At 31.5% G+C, this 241-nt stretch carries 1 pseudogene; it reads right to left on the bottom strand.

Annotation, left to right across the window (positions count from 1 at the left end):
• Window positions 1-241, bottom strand: a pseudogene (locus SH09_RS14020) (MobV family relaxase); the annotation flags it as partial.

Raw genomic sequence — 241 nt, 5'->3', positions numbered from 1 at the left:
CGCTCATAATCTTCTGTAATCGTTTGTGATGCTTCTATTTGTTTCTGAAAGGTATTAAAATCTTCTTGGCTTATTACAACATTGCCTGTTTCTTGTATTTCTTTGTTGAATAATCCACCTTCTTTTTCAGTTTCATGTTCATATTGGACGTTTAAAGGCTTTTTAAGCGTTTCTAATGATTTTTGGTATTGTTCTATCAACTCACTGCTTTTTTGTTGTATATGGCTTAATTTTTGGCTCT

It is taken from the genome of Staphylococcus gallinarum, assembly GCF_000875895.1.
GTDB lineage: Bacteria > Bacillota > Bacilli > Staphylococcales > Staphylococcaceae > Staphylococcus > Staphylococcus gallinarum.
Note: the sequence above shows the minus strand (reverse complement) of the source record. Positions and strands in the feature narration are given on the sequence as shown.